This is a genomic window from Cognatishimia activa (genome assembly GCF_017798205.1).
GTDB lineage: Bacteria > Pseudomonadota > Alphaproteobacteria > Rhodobacterales > Rhodobacteraceae > Cognatishimia > Cognatishimia activa_A.
The window spans coordinates 2022978-2039591 of record NZ_CP060010.1 but is presented as its reverse complement, the minus strand read 5'-3'; the positions used below and the strand labels follow the sequence as shown (position 1 = coordinate 2039591).

Genomic DNA, 16614 nt, shown 5'->3' with positions numbered 1-16614 from the left:
CCAACCGTCCCAAAACATGTGTCACTACCATTCGCTGAAAAATTATGTCGCTAGAAAACTTCCGCGCTCGCGCGTACCCCGCGTCGCGTTCTTCGCCTAGGAGGACCCAAAACCCATTGTTACGCTTGAGCTAACAGTAAAGCGTCCGCGTTTGGGATTTCGTGCGGGCTCATCAAAACCACATCGCTTGCCTGCGCCAATTTCTTGGCGCTTGGTGTAAACCCAGCGTTCGACAATACGCCAACGCGATCCAAACCAAAGTAGACCTTGCCAGCCAACGCCTCTTGAACAGCACTGTTGCCGACAGGCTTTGAATAAAGTTTTGCTTGCACACCCACTTTCAAGCCCGATTTTTTAAGATGAACGTCGATCCCTTGATCTCCAGACGCGCTGGACACACTGGCTTGCCATCCGAACTTTTCAAAAGCCTCTGCAACCCAATGCTCGAATTCAAAGCCATCGGTTGGCAAAATCTCAGGATCAAACCCTGTGTTTTTGCGTTCGTTCTTTAGCCGTTGGGCTTCAAACAAGATGATTTTGTTTATCTTGGTTATCTTGTTGTCATTGACAGCAATACCGCAGCTATTCCGAAATTCAGTAAGGACGGACTGCGTGCTATCCGCGATGATGGCACCATAGTCGTTCGTGACGATTGCTTGGTCTAGCTTGCGCAGAAGAACGCCTTCATTTTGGGCCACCAACAAAGGCAATGTTTCAATGGTGCCAAGAAAACTGGATCGCTGATTTGCCCAATGCACGTCAAAAGCGAGCGCTACCAAGAAACTGCAAATTACCGTGGTCGTTGGATAGCTGCCAAAATCCCAAGCAACTGCCAAGAACATAATCGCTCCCCAAAAGAGCGCTGTTATCGAAAGTGTTCGGAAAACGCGCCATAAAACATACATATGCTCAAAACCTCGTGGCGACGTCGATAGCGTCCCGCCCCTCGGCTTGATGGCCTTGGCTGAGAATTAACTACGACGTTTTCCATGGTACTTATAGTCCGTGGCCATATAAACATCAACCGGGCACACCAAATGGTGTGGATCAACAGGCTGACATAAGGAAGAAATTCGGTAATCGCATCAGGACACTTCGGACCGAAAAAGGCTTTTCCCAAGAAGCGTTCGCGGACGAGTGTGGCTTGGATCGCAGTTACATGGGTGGTGTTGAGCGAGGTCAGCGCAACATCGCGTTAGTTAACATTGAGAAAATCTCGCAGGCGCTTGGCATGAGCCTCTCCGAACTGTTTATTCTTTAGACTATGCTAAAACATGGTTGATATGCCTCAGGGTAAAGAACAAATAATGGTTCGAATGACCATAAACCGCCGCTCAGATCAAAAAACAAATGCTGCGACGCAACTTCGTCATAGCAGTCAGCTGTTCTGAATAAAACGAGGTAGTCATAGCCCTTGCTTTCCGGCGAAATTCGGTTTTTGTCACAGGGCGATTGCTTTTGTGAGTTGCGGACGTTGAATCCGCACCTGTCGACCCTTCTCAGAATCGCCGTGTTCTGTGGCATCACATAACCCGACAGTTTGACCTCGACGGCGAGAAACCCAAGCGCAGAAGCACGCCATGGCATGGCGACACCTACAGTCGGACAAGAAAGAGAGCTCTTGAAAGCTGCCCTTACCTCTAAGCGATTCCCTCGACCGAATCTGGGTCAAACCCGGAGAAACCCAGACCATTCCATTGAGGCCAGCGCGACCGGCCTTCAAAGAGCGGATTGTCCAATCGCGTTTTGTGGCAGGCTTGGGCAATCTACTGAACGCTCGACACCAAGAAGCTTTACAACCTCTGCAACCCGGTGCCGAGGCACGTGCATTCTGGCTTTTGTGAGAGCGGCATGAACAGCAGCTACATGCTGCTCATCGCCAAGCTCTGCGACGACATTTGAGTGCAGGATCAGGTCCGTGGTTGTTGTCACCTGCGTTCCGCCAAAACGCTCTCTGCAAATCCGTTGCGCCTTTCTTTCATCTATCAGAGCAACAGCATCGTTCTCCACAGCATATGCAAGGGTGGCGGCTTCTCCATCACCGAGTGTCTGTGCGGCTGGACCTTCGACCAGCGATCTGTAGACAGCTTCTTCGGCTCCTCCCAACTCGACGATTTCAAGCGCACCGGAATTGCAAAGATCTCGAAGTTCGACAGCCGTTGAATAACCTTGCAACTCGCCCGCCAAGACCTCATCAAAGGCATTCTTAGTTGTCAGCAAAACGCCGGTAGTTGCCTGAATAATGGTTCCTGCATGGCCGGAGGCCTCCAGGTTAATTAACACACTCGTGTCTGCAACAAACGCCGTTCGATACGGATCAGGAAAGCTTGAACAACTCATCAGCCTCGCCTTCCTCATTGCCATTTTCATCGACAAGCGCACGTATGTCGAAACGACTTATGCCAAGCAAACTTGACAGTTGTCCTTCACTGTATAGTCCCTGTTTCCATGCCTCCGTAGCCAACAGCGCGATGCGTGGAGGGATTGGACCGCGTGGCTTGAAAGCGTCTACCGACCTCTCCGAGCCATCACCCACCACTTGCCGAACCTGTTCATCTGAAATGCCTCCATTGGCTATAAACCAGTCCCATGTCCCCCGTTTTGCAAGACCAAGCTCTTCAAGGCGACGCGTCACTGCCTCTCGCGAAACACCAAAGGCATGAGCTAGAAGAATTATGTGGCGACGTGTAAGTCGTGATTGGCCTGCCGTTAACTCCGCAAAGCGTTGCCTCACCGCTCTAGCCGGTGTCAAAAAGCATCTCGCAAAGGCGTTGGCATAAACTTCATCTCGAGAATTGTGCTCTTTCTCCGAAAGCAGTGCCTCAGGCTGACGCCGAGCCGAGATAAAATGTGCCAATTCGTGTAGTGCCGTTTGAACAGTCCGTTCTGGGGGATGGTTCGAATTCAGAAGCATGCAAGCTCCTGCTCTTTCATCATACGCAAAGAGACCAGATATCTTCGGCGGAAGCGGTCTCAGAAAAACGCGAATTCCGATTTGAAGCTCAAGGATCGAGATGATGTCGAAGCACGGTCCAGATCCCAGTCCAAGCCAATCTCGGAGTTCTTGGGCATCTTGTTCGGCTTGTGCCCTTACGTTGCCGGGAAGCAGTGGTCGTTCCGGTGGATAGCTTAGTTGTCTTCGTACACCCAAAGCATCTTCAAGCTCCACTTCTGAACACACCAAATCGTTAAGAAGCTTCACTGCATCCAGTACATCGTCTTCGGCGCTTTGCATCAACTTTCGAAAACGAGGGATTAGGTCAAGATGGACCGCTTCGCTCCTGAGCAGTGCGTTCGCAGACATTCCATACAAGGATGCAAGCTTCTGCAACTCATGTGTTCGAATCCTTCGCTGCCCTTTCTCAATGGCGATAAGCGTTGTTCGCGCCACGCCAATAGTATCCGCTGCTTCTGCTTGCGTAGTGCGCGCACTCTCACGCGCAATCCGAAGTCTTTCGCCAACGGAAGTGTCATCCAAAACCGACTTTTGCCTACTGCTCATCGCTCACCTCGAACCCAGTTTTTTACAAATGACCCACTTCCCAGTGAAGCGACAAAAGCACTCCATTCGTCGGCATGTCGCTGGATCATTTCTCTGATTTTATGCTCTGTCTGCTCAACCGACATGCCTTGTGCGTCAGCAATCTCGATCGCTTGACGCCTTAGAATCGCGTGCCCATCTTCCCTTGTAAGATCAGCCAGGTGATCCATGTGGAGCACTCCTGCAATGGCATATTCACGAAAGGATTTGTTCATTTTTTTGAACGAGCCAGGTACGCTACGCGCCAAGTCGCTTGCCGAAAGATCGTACGCTACGTAAGTATCGGAAACCTCCGACTGTCCCGCAGCATGCACGCTCATGCGCCGCAACATACATGCCGCACAAACGCCGCATTGGCGAAACTGCCCATCGACAGAGCTCCATTGGGCACTCTTCCAGCAGGAGCGTGTCGTTTTCCATTCCATAGGATCCGTCCCAAGGGCGATGTACGCGGCAAGCGTTTGTCCTTTGGTGTACCAGATGCGAGGAAACGAATGGGTAATTTCGACACAAAGTAATGCGCTGAGAAAGCTTTGCATGCGTCTTAGGAACGCTGGATGATTTCTATAGTCGGGGTAAGCGTGCGCGACCGGCGCAAGCACGGGACCCAACGCCCCTTGACCACTTTCTGGAATGACAATCTGGGACCCGCCGCAGATATAGGATGCGAGTCCACTAATAATCGCGAAGCGAAACCCACGGTTCCTAGCGCTTGGCTCAGCGTTGTGCGGCTTCTTCTTTAGCTTGTACGGGATAACTGTAAATGGCTCTCCGTTGGAAGGCCTATCCGAGCGTTTGGAGCCAAGCCTGACCCTTACTAGCGCCTGCCCCAACTCTGCGCGCACAAGTCCAGCGACGGCCCGTGAATCCATGCCATCGCTGAACGCAAGTGTTGCTTCTGTTTTTGGAGGCATTTCGAGAAAGCCTTGCCTAGGCGGAGCCTCGCTCTCTTCACGCGAAACGAATTGGAAATGCCAGCTGTCCCCCGTTAAAAAGCAGAGTGCATCGTGTAACGCCGAAGAAACTTGAGGAGCGTTCCAGCGATCCTGGTCATGAACTGGAACCCTGATCGTGAATCTCCGCGCCCATGATCGTTTGGAACGCACCAAGCTTCGATCACAGTATTCGACAGCAGCGGCGACAACCATCGCATCGAAAACGACGGGGTCCCAATTCGACGTCGCATAGGACTCAAGAGCATGTGTCGAAAACTGGATGTCGCTACCGAGCACCAAGACTTCCGGACCATGTTCTTTTCCGTTTGCCGCTTCCAGAACTGTAACGTCTAGTGAGCGAGGATTCGATGATAGTAGGACCTGGTTCATCACAGCACCGGCCCTTCATCCAAGCCATCTTGCTTGGAAATTGTGCCGCCCTGCATGCTCTTTCCTTTCGAGTTAAGGATCGATTTTGCTAGAGACCTGAAATCGCTGCGATTTCTTGCATCGTCCATCCGAGAGCGAACAAACCGGGCGCGATAGTCTGGCGCTTGGCGATAGTAGTGTTCTTCAATTCCGCGGAAGGCGGATCTCGTGCAGTGATCAAGCGCACTTTCGATTGCTTGAAGGCACGCGTTTTCACCCGACATGCCGTTGGCTATGGCTTCTTTCGCGCAGTCTATCAGTGCATTCCCGATAGCTGATCCCGGACTCACTGCTCTCAATGCATCGAGTTCCTGCGGGCTTTGCTCCGCAAACAAGACTGGTTGCTCACCTACGCCCAACGCTCCCATCAACTGCTCAAGTGGCGCTTCACGAAACTCCTGCAAAAGGGCCGCAGGAAGAGCTTGGGAGACTTCTGCGACCGAATAGGCAGCCTTGTCAGCGCGCTCAGCCAAGCATTTCCAGTGGTTTCGCATTGGCAAGCTTCTGTGTGGTCCATCACTCATGACGCATCTCCATGTCAGCTTTTGTATTTAAAATTACTGACAATGTCAAATTAACGCTTCGTTCGGCTCGCCCGACCGGTGTGCCACCGAAACGGGCGAGCAATCTTGAGCAAAACCTGCCTTATCGGCCATCCAGCTTCGATACCTTGAGCATCAACTTGAAACCATCAGGCCTCTAAGATGCAGATGAAGCTTTTTAACTCGTTAACTCGCAGGGGCTTCGCAGCCCCTTTAGTCGATATTCACACTATCGCTACGTCTATGAACAAAAGGCAAAATGCTAAAATATCGGATCGCAAGTCCCGAATTTAGCTGTAGGTTGTTCGCAGAAGGGAGAGATGATCGCATGACGACAATGAGCAATATTCTAAGACACAAAGATAAGCCTGCGCTTTTGATCGGCAATGGGATCAACATGCATGGTGGTGGAGATACCTCAAGTTGGGATGACCTCCTAGACACATTGGCGAAACATCAAGGGCTTAGCCTCTCGGAACAAGAGCGAGCGGAGATGTCAAATACGGAGTTTTTTGACGTGCTCGACCTCGCCAAGCCACTTGAGGATCGCCGCACGTTGCAGACCCAATTCTGCGACTTGATGGAAACCTGGCGTCCGACTGAGCATCATGCCCGTATTGCCGGATGGGCGAGAAGATATCGCCGCCCCATCGTTACTGTAAATTTTGACGAGAACCTTTCACGCTCCTTAGACGCCGAGCTATTTCGACCAAAGCGACGATTTACCGACTTTTATCCTTGGAATTCGTACTTCGCGGATCATGAGATTAACCAGCCCAGGCATGAATTTGCCATCTGGCATGCCCATGGCATGATGAAGTACAGGCGTAGCATACGGCTAGGCCTCACACACTATATGGGCTCAGTCCAGCGGGCACGTTCATGGGTCTATAACATCGAAGACAGCCTCCGTGCCCAGATTCGAAAGGGTAGCACGCAATGGCGCGGATCAGACACGTGGCTTGACGTTCTGTTCTTCTGTCCAATTTTGATCTTTGGGTTCACCTTCGGCAAGGACGAAAACCTCTTGAGGTGGCTATTCCTTGAGCGCGCCAAGCTTCACAAAATCTTATCCGAACCCAGTGCCAAAACTTGGTTTGTCGAGAAGGAGAATGAGAACAGCCAAAGTCGTAGGGTTTTCTTCGAACGACTAGGCGTCGAGTTTGTAACGGTCAAATCCTACGAGGAAATCTATGAAGACGAAGCGTGGGGCCTTTAGAGCTGATGATCACCATGCATCAAGCATTTGAACTCCACCGTCCCACTCGATTTTGCGGCAAAAAAGCTAGGAACGTCCATGACGATAAGTTTTAGTGAGCATGAAGAAGTCATATTGAGAAAGGTGTGCTCGAATTGCACAAGTGAAGAGTACTTGGCCGAACTGATCCGAGAAGAGGGCGAAGTAGAGGCGTGCTACTACTGCGAGGACGAAAGCAACTGCGTCACAGTTGATGAACTGGCGAACAAGATTGAAGCTGCATTTAACGATCACTTCTCGCTTACTTCTACTGAGCCGAATGCATTCCAGAGCATGATGCTTAAGGACAAGGAAAGCGACTACGATTGGTACAGAGAGGGTCAAGAAACAGTTTGGGCGATAGCTGACGCAGCTCGCGTGAGCGAAGACATAGCCCGAGACGTGCAGTCAGTCTTGGAGTATCGACACGAGGATTGGGACAGTGCCCTCGCTGGAATCGAGTGCGAATTCTCTTCGGACGCGCACTACGAAGAAATCATGCCGGAAAACCTTCAATGGCACAGCCAGTGGGACGAATTCGAACGCCTGATCAAGACCGAGGCTCGTTTCTTTAGCAGAACTGCAGCATCTTATCTTGCTGACCTCTTTGATGAAATTGACCAGATGCGTACGCATGATGGTCGCTCGCTAATTGCAAGCGCAGGACCTGATACTGAGATCACAAGCCTCTTCCGCGGTCGTGTATTCCAATCCGAAGAACCACTACTGGAAGCCATGAGGCGTCCCGACCTAGGGCTCGCGGCACCGCCAGCCACAGCTGCCGCTTCAGGGCGCATGAATGCGAGAGGCATTTCGGTTTTCTATGGTGCTACAACGCCGGAGATCGCATTGGCCGAAGTGCGCCCTCCTGTCGGAAGCCGAGCAGCGATTGCGCGGTTCGATATGATCCGTCCCCTCCGTCTGCTCGATCTTTCAGCTCTAGCTGAGATTCAAGAAAGTGGGAGCATCTTTGATCAATCCTACGCATATCGTCTTGGGCGCATGATGTTCTTGAGAACGCTGAGCTCAAAGATGGCGCGACCCGTGATGCCTGACGATCAAGAGCTCGAATATCTACCGACCCAAGCCATTGCTGACTACCTCTCGACGGAGAGCAAAGTACCTTTGGACGGAATTTTATTTCCCTCCGTCCAGGTGGGCGGAGAGGGTGTCAACGCTGTCCTGTTTCATAAGGCTTCACGCTGCGAAAAACTGGACCTTCCAGAAGGCACAAGTATCCGTGCTAATTTGTACTCCATGTATGAAGGCGGCCCTGAGGCCGACTACTTTGTATCGGAAGAAGTGCCACCCGAAGAGGAAATGAATGACGAAGGGTCTTCCAAGCGAAGATCGATGCGCCCTCCCGTAGACTGGAGAGACAACTTCGACGCCGATCCGCGCATAGACGCGCTCAAGGTGGATACGGATTCCGTTCGTGTCCACGAAATAAATGCCGTTCAGATCGAAACGTTCAGTCACGGGGTAAGGCGCACTCGTTATGAAAAGCGAGTGCCACCCTTCTAAGGGGGCGAGGAGAGCGGCTAGTCGGAAGGTAACCCACCGAAGGTTAGAAACCCAGCATACGGGATGCCAGTTCATCCTCGATATTGCTGTGCTAGTGAGTCCGTCGCGATATTCTCGGGGCACGCGGCGCGAAAGCCAAGGTGTTGAAGCCCTCAAAAACCCGTGAGCCTTCTTTGACTCGAAAAGAGCGGTCCAAAATTCAAGCCCGCATTCGATAGCAAAATCTGGAGAGCTTACGCTTAGATGGCGATTTTGCGCCTTCAGACTGGGTTTTCAGGAATCACTGGAAGGGGCTGCTGGAGCGCAAGATGCTAGGCAAGGATAAGACAATATATCTTTTCGTGTCGCAGCATCGGCAAAGTTGCGCTCTTTGCCACTTGCACATTTAGCAAGAAGATCTTCTTTTGGGGAATAACTGAAGGTCGGCTATTTTCGCTTAACATGAGCGGCTCGCAACGGCAGCGAACATTCGCTTTCCGCCAGTCGGCGATGGTACTATTAACTTTCGGAACACATCAAACAGAAAAAGGTGGTCACATAGGTGGGTAAACGTGCAAAAAATTCATTTAACACACTGTTTATCAACATATTTCTTAATTTAAATGGTGCCCGGGGGCGGAATCGAACCACCGACACGAGGATTTTCAATCCACTGCTCTACCCCTGAGCTACCCGGGCACGGGTGAACATCTCTGTTCGGGTTTCGGCGTTCTATGACAGGGGGCGGGGGCTGTCCAGAGGCTAATTTAAAAAAATTAGTGCAAGCGATCTGAGGGGTTAGATTGCGCCTCGGCATCTTCGGAAAACGGGTCCTCTTCGCGGGCTGGCACGGCATAGTCTTCATTCAGCCATTTGGCCAAGTCGATGTCCGCACAGCGCTTGGAGCAAAAGGGGCGATAGGGTTTTTCCGTGGGCTTTTGGCAGATTGGGCAACTCATGAGAGTAGCCCCGCAAGCGGGAGACGTTCGCGTTTGCGTTGCAGCTCGAAATGACCCAAGGGCGTCCAGCCCGCCAGGATGGTTTCGATCTGATCGGCTTTGAAGGCGGCGCGCAAGGACGTTTCAAAGGCGCGGCGGTCCTTTTTCGGCATTGGGGCGAGATCGAGTGTGATTTGGCCTCCGAGCCCGCGCAGGCGGAGTTGGCGTGGCAGGTCTTTGGCGGCGGCGATATTGGCCCTGAGGGTCGCCGCAGGAGATGTGTCGGACCCAGTATTGACGTCGACGGCCACAAGGGCGCGGGTCGGTTCCACAAACATGAAAGCGCCATTGCCAAGGGGAACGCGGGGGGATTGCAGATCCTCGAGCGCGTCGAGCACACCAAGGGCGTCAAAGGACCCCTTTTCGGTCACGACATCTGCGGGCTCTGTCCATTCGCGCCATGCGGTGACATGGGGGCCGTCGCCGTCGGTGAGCTTTTCGGCTGGGCCTTCGGCGTCGGCCAGAACATCACGCGCCATGACCTGCATTTCGGCGATGTCCTCAGCGATCGCGTCGCTCTCTTCCTCGGTGCAGCTTGAGCGTAGGATCAGGCCCTGGGCGTCGTCTTCTAGCACGCTATGGGCAATCCCCTTGAGCGTGTCACGGAGGTCGTCATCGCGGATCGAACGGCTGACATTCACGCCCGGAGCCCCAGGCGTGACAATCGCATATCGGCTTTTGAACAGGAGCTTTTGCGTCACGGGAATCGCTTTGCCATCTTCGGCATAGCCTGTGACCTGCACAAGCAGGCTCTGGCCTTGCGAGAGGCCTTTGACCTGACGCAGGAACACGTTGCCATCGGGCGTTTTCAGGAACATGCCGCCCTGCCCTTTGACCGGGCGATCGGCCACAGCGCGATAAATCGTACCTGGGCGCGGGGCGTCTCCGTCGATCAGGAAATCATGCAGTTTGCCATTGACCATGAGGGCTGCGGCTTCGCGCCCGTCTAGGTGGTCGAGGATGATCTGACGGCCCTTCATGGCGTGTCCTTATAAAGTGGGTAACCCGCGGCCTGCAAAAGCGCTGCGGTTTCGGCCAAAGGCAGGCCGACGATGCCAGTAAAGGATCCGGAAATCCATGGAATGAAAGCCCCCGCTGGGCCCTGAATCGCATAGCCTCCGGCTTTGCCCTGCCAGTCGCCTGAGGCGAGATAGGCGTTGAGTTCATCGTCGGAGAGCCGTTTCATCTTGGCCTCACTGACAACATCGCGCTGCCAGACGTCCGCGCCTTTGCGCACCACAACATTGGTGATGATCTTGTGGCGACGTCCACCGAGCGAGATCAGGAATTCCGCAGCTTGGCCTGCATCGGCGGGCTTACCCAGAATGCGACGTCCCAACGCGACTGTTGTATCCGCACAAAGCACGACGTCTGCGTCGCCTGCCTCTGTGGCAAGCGCTTTCTCGCGGGCAATGCGGCTGCAATAGGGTTTGGGAAGCTCGCCCTTTAAAGGCGTTTCATCGATATCGGGCGGCCGAATGTCATCCGGCGTCACCCCGATCTGCGCCAGCAATTCACGGCGGCGCGGGCTGCCGGATCCGAGGATCAAACGCATACCACGGACTCCAGCAAGTTTGGCTTATTTAAAGCGATAGTTGATCCGGCCCTTGGTCAGATCATAGGGGGTCATTTCCACCTGAACTTTGTCGCCTGCGAGAACGCGAATGCGGTTCTTGCGCATTTTGCCTGCCGTATGTGCGATGATCTCATGGCCGTTTTCCAGCTCGACCCGAAACGTCGCATTTGGCAGGAGTTCCTTTACGACACCGGGAAATTCGAGCAATTCTTCCTTGGCCATGGTCTCTCCATTGATAAACACCCACCATGCGTGGGCGGCCCCTAAATGGGCGCAAATTCGTGTGTTTACAAGGGGAATCTAGCGCAATTGCCGAGTAATCGCCATGCTGTCACGTGGAATCTGCTCTTGCCAGTGCTTGCGGTTCAGAACGCGCCCATCCCGACGCACCTCGGCGATCTGGGCAAGGTCGACCTCGGCATAGGTCCAACCGGGCTGGTTCAATTGGCCTTCGGCGATCACGCCTGTGTCTGGCAAACCCTTGTCGGGCGGGCAAAAAACGCCCCCTGCCCCAACGTTGGCATCTACAGAGGGTGTCCAGGCAGCATCACCCACAGTTGAGGCCATCACCGTCACGCATTGCTGCTCAAGCGCGCGGGACATCGCGCCTATACGCACACGCCAATATCCCGAGAGGGCATCCGTGCAAGACGGCACCAAGATCACATCACAGTCAGACAAGGCGCGCCCAAGCAAAGGAAACTCGCTGTCATAGCAGATGAGGATCCCGATCCTGCCGAAATCCGTTTCGATCACCTGTAACGGATCGCCTGATTGAATGCCCCAGTCTTCGCGTTCAAAACGCGTCATGATCTGCTTGTCTTGCGCAACCATCGCGCCACTTGGAGCAAAGAACCTGCTTTGGTTTACAGGGCGAGCGCCCTGTCCCAAGACAGGGGCAGACGCTGCCAGAATATAGCTGCCAGTTTCTTGCGCCAAGCTTGCGTGCAATTGATCCACATCGTCGATGCGCTCTGCTACCGCCCGCAAGGATCCTTGCAAGTCAGCGGCGACCTCTTTACCCGCCAAAGACGACAGCTCCATGGCACCATATTCCGGAAAGACCAGCAACCGACTGCCAGCCCCAGTGGCCTCATAGACCCAACTGCTCAGCTTATCTTCAAACTGAGACCAACTCTCGAGCCAATCGATCGGATAGGCCGCCGTTGCGATTTTTGTCACGTCTTATTCCTTAATCCGTTGCACCAAGACTAGTTGGCGCAAGCGATGGGGTCATCCGTAAACTCAAGGCCTCGCAAAATGCTTTAAGCTGTGTCGATGGCCGCGACTTCTTCGGCTTCGCTATCCTCATCCGAAGCAATCGAAACGTGATACTCAGAAAACGCCTGATCTCTGATCTTTTTGACGCTCTGGTATTCCGGGCTGCCAAACACGCTTTCGACCGCGGCACGGTCAGGGTATTTCACAATCATCACAGTCTTGGCAGGCCGATGGCCCACCACAACCTCATTCACCGTAAAGCGTTTGACGATTTCAGCACCCGCACGTTCCAGCAATGGGCCGGTGATCCGGAAATACTCTCCCAAAGCGAAGGGTTCGTCTTCATTAACACTCACAAGTGCGACAACAGTCACAGTCATAGTTCATCCCCGATTAAAGCCTTTTAGCCGTGTATCTCAGGATCAATCCCGGAAAGAGGCCTTAGGCGTACTCTTTACATACTACTATTTGAATGTGAACTTCAGCAATTCGAAAGACCAGAAAACATGACCTTCCAACACGTGACGTTAATTCAATTGTTGAAATATTCAAGCCAAGGGTAACTAGACACAACCCAAAAGGGAGCGCGCCCAAAATTGCAGGCGCTTCTCAGTCTCTTGCGACTGATCAACGTCCTTCCAATTGAATGATGCCTGCACACCATCCATAGATCGATACCCCCGACCACGCCAAAACGCATCAAGCGGGCGATAGTCTTTTGGGCGAAGTGGATGATTCTCGGGGCGTAGCACTGCGCAAAAGCAGATCTTTTTGAACCCTAAAGACCGCGCGTGTGCCTCGCGATGGTCAAAGAACTTATGCCCCAGCCCATGTCCGCGATACTGTGGCAAAAGGACGGACTCAGCGCAGTAAAACATTTGTTCCAGGGCAATATCCTGACCTTCGAACGCCGCACCGAAATCATCTGAATGATCTTGCATGGGCGTGCCGGTCGACACGCCTACCAAACGCGACCCATCAAAAGCACCAACCACAACAGAGTGCGCGCTGTCGCGGTACACACTGAGGTAGTCTCGCTCATAGGCTAGAGAGCCGTCATACAGATAAGGCCAGTCTCGAAACACCGAGATCCGCAGCTGCGCGATATCGTCCAAAGCGGCGTCAAATTCTGCACGATCAAGCACACGAGTGGTCAGCATCGAACCTCCGATCAGGCAGTGCCTCAGGCACTTCCCCATTGCGCCTTAAGCTGCGCAATGATTTCGTCGCGGGTCTTGCGATACGCGTCCAGTTTGCTTTCCCGCGTTTCCCCGGTCGAGGTCGGGTCGCTGGTGTCCCAGAACAGTACGTCCAAATGAAACAGCTTGGTTAGCTCTTTAGCACGCGCATAGCTTGCGGGGCTTAGAGCGATGATCATGTCAAAGCTTGAGAGCTGGTCGCCAAATTGCTCCATCTCTTCAAAAGACCGGGATTGATGACGGGCTAGCTCCACATCGATCTCATGGCAGACCGTGATCGCAAAACCGTCGATCTCAAGATCATTCTTCAAGCCCGCCGATTGCACATAGGTTTCCATGCCAAACAGCTGCTTCATAATTCCCTCAGCCATCGGTGAGCGGACCGCATTGTGGTCGCAGCAAAACAGAACCGATTGAGGGAGCTCTTGCGTCATGCCCTAGCCGCCGAAATGCAAAACACAGATCAAAGTGAAGAGGCGGCGGGCCGTGTCATTGTCAACATCCGCCTTGTTCTCCAGACGCTCGGCCAAGATCCGGGCCCCTTCGTTGTGGATCCCGCGACGCGCCATATCGATGGTTTCGATCTGGCTGGGCGGCATGTTTTTCACAGCATCAAAATAGCTTTCGCAAATCTGCCAATAGTCTTTGACCACCTGACGGAACGGCGACAGCGACAGATGGAACTCGGCGGCTTTGTCGCCACTTTCGGTTTCGATGTCAAAAACCAGACGTTTGTCGCGAATGGCCAGCTCGACCGCATAGGGGCCGTCGGGCACGGTGCGGTCATCGCGGCTTGGCAAGGCAAAGGTGTTGTCTTCGATCAGATCAAACATTGCGACACGGCGCTCTTGTTCGATTTCCGGTGTTGGCGGAGGCAGGTTGCGATCGTCGATTTCAATGCGGCTGATACGGCTCATAGCGGATATCTACTCTTTTTCTCGCAACAGGCATAGCTTGACGAAGGTTCGCAAGCAATGCTGCATTGCGGCGCAGGTAGTTTTTCGGGCAAGATCACCCGTGTTACGTAGGGAACGGCAACGACATGGCGAATTTGGACGTATTTTCTCTGAATGGGCAACGGGCATTGGTGACAGGCAGCAGCTCGGGGCTTGGCTTTTCGATCGCATCCCTTTTGGCGAAATCGGGCGCCGAGGTTTGGGTCAATGGCCGAAATGCAGGTTCCGTTGCCGAAGCTGTTGCCGAGATTGGCGAGAACGCGCGTCCCGCTGTATTCGACGTTGCCGATGCAACAGCGCGCGATGCGTTCATGGCACGGATGGTCGCTGAAGGCGGGCTGGACATTCTGGTCAACAACGTCGGACTTCGTGATCGCCGCACGCTGGACCAATTTACGAAGGGCGATATCCAAAGGCTGCTTGACGTGGACCTGGTGACGCCGTTTCAGCTGGCACAAGCTGCGGCCAAACAGATGCGAGCCAAAGGGTATGGCCGTATCGTTAACATATCGTCAATCGCCGGCCTGATTGCCCAATCTGGTGACGCGCTTTATACGACGGCCAAAGGCGGCATCAACGGCATGACCAAGGCACTGGCTGCAGAGCTCGGCCCCCATGGCATCAACGTCAATGCGGTCGCGCCGGGGTTTTTTAAGACCGCGCCAAATGCCGCGGCAAGCACCGATCCGGCACTCGCGGAAAAATTAAAGGCAGCAAGTGCACTAGGGCGCTGGGGAGAGCCCGAGGAACTCGCACCTGTCGTTTTGATGCTGGCCTCGCCCGCGGCATCCTATCTGACCGGCCAGATCATTGCGGTCGACGGCGGCTATACCGCCCACTACTAGGCCGTACAATTTTATGCGTTTCATTAACCCTTTGTTAGGGGCGCGCGGGCATAACCATAGAGCGGTACAGGCGGGGACGCCGATGGCCGTGCCAAGAGGACCTTTGCCAAGATCGGTTTCAACCGGATCTAAAGGGTAAACAGGGGATGCTCTGGAACGCACGTCGTTGAGCTTGAGGGAGCGAGGCAAAGCAAAGGGCCCGACGTCCTCTTGGCAAACAATATCCGTTTACTTGTTCAACGCATCCAAGCGGGCTGTTACAGACAGGCCATGTGCCTCCAGACTTTCGCTCTGCGCAAGGGTTTCCGCGGCGGGCCCAATGGCGCGCAGGGCCTCTGGTGTCATCTTGGACAGGGTGGTGCGCTTGAGGAAATCCATCACCGACAAGCCGGAACTAAACCGCGCCGACCTCGCAGTCGGCAGCACGTGATTTGGTCCACCGACATAGTCGCCGATGGCTTCTGGCGTGAACTGCCCAAGGAAAATCGCGCCCGCATGGGTTATCTTTTCGGACAAGCAATCCGGGTCGGCGACACAAAGCTCTAGGTGCTCGGGCGCGATCCGATCCGATAATGCGGCGGCTGTGTCCAGATCAGGCACCGTGATCACGGCCCCATAGTCACGCCAACTTGCGCCTGCAATCGCACGCCGTTCAAGCGTTTCAAGACGCGCATCAACTGCATCCGACACCGCCTGCCCAAAGGATGCATCATCCGTGATCAGGATAGATTGCGCGCTTTCGTCATGCTCTGCCTGACTAAGCAAATCCAGCGCGATCCAATCTGGGTTGTTGTCCTTATCCGCAATCACCAAAATCTCTGACGGCCCTGCAATCATATCGATCCCGACCTTGCCAAACACACGGCGCTTGGCTGCGGCCACAAAGGCATTGCCCGGCCCCGTGATCTTATCAACCGGCGCGATCATATCCGTGCCATAGGCCAAAGCCGCCACAGCCTGCGCACCGCCGATCCGGTAGACCTCGTCCACGCCTGCGAGACGCGCAGCCAATAGAACCAGAGGGTTCGCCTCTCCGTCCGGGGTCGGCACAACAATCGCAAGACGCCCCACGCCGGCCACTTTCGCCGGGATCGCATTCATCAGAACCGAGGACGGATAGCTCGCCAATCCCCCCGGCACATAAAGGCCCGCCGCAGAGACAGCAGTCCAGCGCCAGCCCAAGGTGGCGCCGCTGTCGTCCGTCCAGCTTTCATCCTGAGGCATTTGTCGCGCGTGATAGGCCCGAATACGTTCAGCCGCCAATTCCAAAGCCGCGCGTTCGTCGGGCGTCACTTGGGCGCAAAGTGCGTCGATCTCTTCCTCAGAAAACCGAAGCGTTTCCGGCGTCAGATCCAAACGATCAAACTTCGAGGTCAGTTCAATGACGGCGGCGTCTCCGCGTGCCTGAACATCGGCGACAATCCCCGCGACAACCGCGTCAACGTCAGGGCTATCCTCGCGCTTTGCGCCCAAAAGGGCGGTAAAACGGCTTTCGAAATCTGCATCTTGCGCGTTCAGAAACTGAGGCATCGGGCTCTCCTTTGCGCTGCTCTTAGCGGCAGGGGGCGGAAGGCTCAAGTCGCGCACGGCTATAGGCGTGAATTTGGGGCAGGATCAGCCAACCCGCGGCAC

Annotated in this window: 19 protein-coding genes and 1 tRNA gene; 4 read left to right on the top strand and 16 right to left on the bottom strand. The window is 54.1% G+C overall.

From position 1 onward, the window contains the following. Positions 1 to 119: 119 nt before the first annotated feature. The gene (locus tag HZ995_RS10020) at positions 120 to 842 is read right to left on the bottom strand and encodes a restriction endonuclease (protein ID WP_209355524.1); all 723 of its coding nucleotides are present in this window, start codon (positions 840 to 842) and stop codon (positions 120 to 122) included. A 200-nt stretch (positions 843 to 1042) separates the two neighbouring features. Between HZ995_RS10020 and HZ995_RS10015 the strand changes: the two genes are divergently transcribed. Next, positions 1043 to 1261 carry a helix-turn-helix domain-containing protein gene (locus tag HZ995_RS10015; protein ID WP_209355523.1) on the top strand — a complete coding sequence of 73 codons (219 nt, stop codon included), beginning with the start codon at positions 1043 to 1045 and terminating at the stop codon, positions 1259 to 1261. Between the two features lie 458 nt (positions 1262 to 1719). Here HZ995_RS10015 and HZ995_RS10010 read toward each other — a convergent pair whose 3' ends face one another. Genes HZ995_RS10010 through HZ995_RS09995 form a run of 4 tightly spaced genes read right to left on the bottom strand, consistent with a single transcriptional unit; the run spans position 1720 to position 5429 of the window. Next, a complete protein-coding gene (locus HZ995_RS10010) occupies positions 1720 to 2340 on the bottom strand; it encodes a hypothetical protein (RefSeq protein WP_209355522.1) in 621 nt (206 codons plus the stop codon). Next, a complete protein-coding gene (locus tag HZ995_RS10005; protein WP_209355521.1) occupies positions 2318 to 3478 on the bottom strand; it encodes an XRE family transcriptional regulator in 1161 nt (386 codons plus the stop codon). Before HZ995_RS10005 ends, HZ995_RS10010 begins: the two co-directional genes overlap by 23 nt. 20 nt (positions 3479 to 3498) lie before the next feature. Beyond that, complete coding sequence (locus tag HZ995_RS10000) at positions 3499 to 4866, bottom strand: 7-cyano-7-deazaguanine synthase (protein ID WP_209355520.1); 1368 nt, start codon at positions 4864 to 4866, stop codon at positions 3499 to 3501. Next, on the bottom strand, positions 4866 to 5429 hold the full coding sequence (locus tag HZ995_RS09995; protein ID WP_209355519.1) for a hypothetical protein: 564 nt from the start codon (positions 5427 to 5429) through the stop codon (positions 4866 to 4868). The genes HZ995_RS10000 and HZ995_RS09995 overlap by 1 nt, the downstream gene beginning before the upstream one ends. A 346-nt stretch (positions 5430 to 5775) precedes the next feature. On the opposite strand from HZ995_RS09995, the gene HZ995_RS09990 reads away from it, so the two are divergent. Both HZ995_RS09990 and HZ995_RS09985 read left to right on the top strand, forming a co-directional pair. After that, on the top strand, positions 5776 to 6666 hold the full coding sequence (locus tag HZ995_RS09990) for a hypothetical protein (protein ID WP_209355518.1): 891 nt from the start codon (positions 5776 to 5778) through the stop codon (positions 6664 to 6666). Between the two features lie 78 nt (positions 6667 to 6744). Then, positions 6745 to 8208 (top strand): RES family NAD+ phosphorylase, encoded by a 1464-nt coding sequence (locus tag HZ995_RS09985; protein ID WP_209355517.1) that lies wholly within the window; start codon positions 6745 to 6747, stop codon positions 8206 to 8208. A gap of 603 nt (positions 8209 to 8811) precedes the next feature. Here HZ995_RS09985 and HZ995_RS09980 read toward each other — a convergent pair. The 10 genes from HZ995_RS09980 to HZ995_RS09935 form a co-directional block, all read right to left on the bottom strand. After that, positions 8812 to 8886: transfer RNA gene (locus HZ995_RS09980), tRNA-Phe, on the bottom strand. Between the two features lie 77 nt (positions 8887 to 8963). Further along, complete coding sequence (locus tag HZ995_RS09975) at positions 8964 to 9146, bottom strand: DNA gyrase inhibitor YacG (protein ID WP_209355516.1); 183 nt, start codon at positions 9144 to 9146, stop codon at positions 8964 to 8966. After that, positions 9143 to 10165 carry a ribonuclease E/G gene (locus tag HZ995_RS09970; RefSeq protein ID WP_209355515.1) on the bottom strand — a complete coding sequence of 341 codons (1023 nt, stop codon included), beginning with the start codon at positions 10163 to 10165 and terminating at the stop codon, positions 9143 to 9145. Before HZ995_RS09970 ends, HZ995_RS09975 begins: the two co-directional genes overlap by 4 nt. After that, the gene (locus HZ995_RS09965) at positions 10162 to 10740 is read right to left on the bottom strand and encodes a Maf family protein (protein WP_209355514.1); all 579 of its coding nucleotides are present in this window, start codon (positions 10738 to 10740) and stop codon (positions 10162 to 10164) included. Before HZ995_RS09965 ends, HZ995_RS09970 begins: the two co-directional genes overlap by 4 nt. 24 nt (positions 10741 to 10764) lie before the next feature. Continuing rightward, entirely contained in the window at positions 10765 to 10983 is a 219-nt protein-coding gene (gene infA / locus HZ995_RS09960) for a translation initiation factor IF-1 (protein WP_007205486.1), read from the bottom strand. A 78-nt stretch (positions 10984 to 11061) separates the two neighbouring features. After that, positions 11062 to 11943 carry a carbon-nitrogen hydrolase family protein gene (locus tag HZ995_RS09955; RefSeq protein WP_209355513.1) on the bottom strand — a complete coding sequence of 294 codons (882 nt, stop codon included), beginning with the start codon at positions 11941 to 11943 and terminating at the stop codon, positions 11062 to 11064. A gap of 83 nt (positions 11944 to 12026) precedes the next feature. Next, the gene (locus HZ995_RS09950; RefSeq protein ID WP_209355512.1) at positions 12027 to 12362 is read right to left on the bottom strand and encodes a DUF1330 domain-containing protein; all 336 of its coding nucleotides are present in this window, start codon (positions 12360 to 12362) and stop codon (positions 12027 to 12029) included. 183 nt (positions 12363 to 12545) lie between these two features. Then, positions 12546 to 13142 carry a GNAT family N-acetyltransferase gene (locus tag HZ995_RS09945; protein ID WP_209355511.1) on the bottom strand — a complete coding sequence of 199 codons (597 nt, stop codon included), beginning with the start codon at positions 13140 to 13142 and terminating at the stop codon, positions 12546 to 12548. A 23-nt stretch (positions 13143 to 13165) separates the two neighbouring features. Beyond that, complete coding sequence (locus tag HZ995_RS09940; protein ID WP_209355510.1) at positions 13166 to 13615, bottom strand: low molecular weight phosphatase family protein; 450 nt, start codon at positions 13613 to 13615, stop codon at positions 13166 to 13168. 3 nt (positions 13616 to 13618) lie between these two features. Continuing rightward, positions 13619 to 14098 (bottom strand): UPF0262 family protein, encoded by a 480-nt coding sequence (locus HZ995_RS09935; RefSeq protein ID WP_209355509.1) that lies wholly within the window; start codon positions 14096 to 14098, stop codon positions 13619 to 13621. Positions 14099 to 14223: 125 nt separating this feature from the next. Between HZ995_RS09935 and HZ995_RS09930 the strand changes: the two genes are divergently transcribed. Then, positions 14224 to 14982, top strand: a complete 759-nt coding sequence (locus tag HZ995_RS09930) for an SDR family oxidoreductase (RefSeq protein ID WP_209355508.1) — start codon at positions 14224 to 14226, stop codon at positions 14980 to 14982. 228 nt (positions 14983 to 15210) lie between these two features. Here HZ995_RS09930 and hisD read toward each other — a convergent pair whose 3' ends face one another. After that, positions 15211 to 16512: a histidinol dehydrogenase gene (gene hisD, locus HZ995_RS09925; protein WP_209355507.1), complete on the bottom strand. Its 1302-nt coding sequence runs from the start codon at positions 16510 to 16512 to the stop codon at positions 15211 to 15213. Between the last annotated feature and the right edge of the window lie 102 nt (positions 16513 to 16614).